This window comes from Mycobacterium sp. TH-M82 (assembly GCF_057473605.1).
Genome location: NZ_JBYCKY010000073.1, coordinates 1 through 2,181 on the forward strand (window position 1 = coordinate 1; position 2,181 = coordinate 2,181).

Genomic DNA, 2,181 nt, shown 5'->3' on the forward strand with positions numbered 1-2,181 from the left:
GGTCAGCGCGGGCTCGTCGTCCACCAGCAAAACCCGGATCGGTGATCCGTCGGCGCGGTAGATCCGGGGCAGCTGGCCGAGAACGGCTTGGCGCGGGCGCTGGCTGCCTGCGTGTCGCGACATTGCAGTCATCATCCCGCATTTTCGCAAGTGTCACACGCGGTTGTCACGAAGTTCATAGAATTCTCACATCATGACGTGTTCCGCACGTCACATCCGATGGCGCTCACATATGAGTTCCCTATGTGTTGCATCAGCTAACTTGAGATGATCGCCGTTTCCAAAAATACTGGTAGTCAGGGTCGTTGGGTTGGGGCAATCGCGCATGCTCGGAGGTTGCTCTTGCTAAACGCCTGCGCGAGAAAGCTTTTCGTTAAACGCGAGGCGACGGGGCACCGGTAGAGTGGCCGAGATTGACGACGTGGGAGCAACTTCGGAGCACATGCGTTCGTGGATTGCGTTACCGAGAGATTGCAGGACGTTACGAAATCCGGCAGAAAAGAATGTTTTTCACGTCAAACCGTTGCGTGCCTCGCTTGCTCAGCCGGGACGGGCAACGCAGCCCGCGGTTCACCCGGGGCGCCGTTGGTGCCGTCGGCACCGGTGCAACCGTCATCAGCAAGCTGGATCGGATTGAGGAAAACCCATGGATTTTGGCGCATTACCGCCGGAAATCAATTCTGGTCGCATGTACACCGGGCCGGGACCGACGTCTTTGCTGGCCGCCTCGGCGGGGTGGGAGTCACTGGCTGCCGAGATGCACAGCGCGGCGAGCGGATACCAGTCGGTGATCTCGACTGTGACGGAAGAATGGGTGGGTCCCACGTCGATGACGATGGCGGCCGCGGCCACGCCCTACCTGTCGTGGATGGCGGCCACCGCGCAGCAATGCCATGAGACGGCCACCCAGGCCACGGCCGCCGCGGCAGCCTACGAAACCGCGTACACGATGACGGTCCCGCCGCCGCTGGTCGCGGCCAACCGGGCCCAGCTGATGGCGCTGGTCGCGACCAACCTTTTGGGGCAGAACACTCCGGCGATCATGGCGACCGAGGCCGCCTACAGCGAGATGTGGGCCCAGGATGCCACCGCAATGTACAACTACGCCGCCAGCTCGGCGTCCGCGGCGCGCTTCACGACGTTCACTGCGCCGCCGCGGACCACCAACCCCGGCGGGGTGGGCAGTCAGGCGGGAGCGGTCGCCCAGGCGACCGGCGGCAACGCCCAGACCGCGTCGACGCACCTGCTGTCGTCGGTGCCCCAGGCCCTGCAGAGCTTGTCGACTCCCGGGTCGGTGTCGGGTGCCGGAGTGTCGCAGGCGGCGATGGGTACCGGGGCGTCGCTGGGAACCTCGGGTGCGTCCGCCCCAATCAGCGCGCTGTCGAGCGTCACGGGTGCGACGGGCAAGACCGCGACGAAGAGTGCGGGCACCGCGGCCGGGGCCTTGTCCGGTTTGTCGTCGGGTCTCTCCTCGGCGTTGGGCGGCAATGGCTTGACGGGCCTGTTCGACGGCGTCGGCATCAGCTCGGACTTCGCGGGTCTGGGTGCCGACGGCGCGGGATTGGGCGCCGACGGAGCGGGCCTCGGTTTCGACGGGTACGGACTTTCGCTCGACTTCGAGGGAGCCGGATCGATTCTGGGCGCGGAGGGTGTTCCGGGATTCGAGGGCCTGGGCCAGGGCCTGAGCATCCTCGGGCCCGAGGGACCCTTGAGTGGCCTAGGTGGACTGGGCGAGAGCGCGTCGGCCGGCGTGGGCCAGGCGGCCTCGCTGGGCACCCTGTCGGTACCGCCCACCTGGGCAGAGACGGTGTCGTCGATCACGCCGCTGCCCGCCGCGCTCGACGCCAACGCCATGACCGGAGTGCCGATGTCGGCAACCTCCCCCGGCGTGTCCAAGCTGCCGCTGGGCGGGATGATCGGACGCGAGGCCGACGGCGCGGTGCAGCGGGTCGGGTTCCGTCCCTCGCTGATCCCGCGCTCGCCGGTAGCCGGCTGACGGCGGCCACCGTCCTGACCGGGACGCCGCACCCGTCGCCGTAGCGGCCCATAGTTTTCTTATGCCCCAACCATTTTCGATTGCGACCCACGGTCGAAAGGCCTAGTCTTCGGGTGGTGGTTGGGGTTGGAAGGGGTCGTACCACCACCAGTCGGCGTGTTCGCCGGTGGGCCCGGCATACGGCG

The 2,181-nt window shown here is 66.8% G+C and carries 1 protein-coding gene and 1 pseudogene; one reads left to right on the forward strand and one right to left on the reverse strand.

Annotation, left to right across the window (positions count from 1 at the left end):
- Positions 1–132 (reverse strand): annotated as a pseudogene (locus AC2VON_RS02270) (DNA-binding response regulator); the annotation flags it as partial.
- A 514-nt stretch (positions 133–646) separates the two neighbouring features.
- Here AC2VON_RS02270 and AC2VON_RS02275 point away from each other — a divergent pair.
- The gene (locus AC2VON_RS02275) at positions 647–1,996 is read left to right on the forward strand and encodes a PPE family protein, SVP subgroup (protein ID WP_486951483.1); all 1,350 of its coding nucleotides are present in this window, start codon (positions 647–649) and stop codon (positions 1,994–1,996) included.
- Positions 1,997–2,181 lie beyond the last annotated feature (185 nt).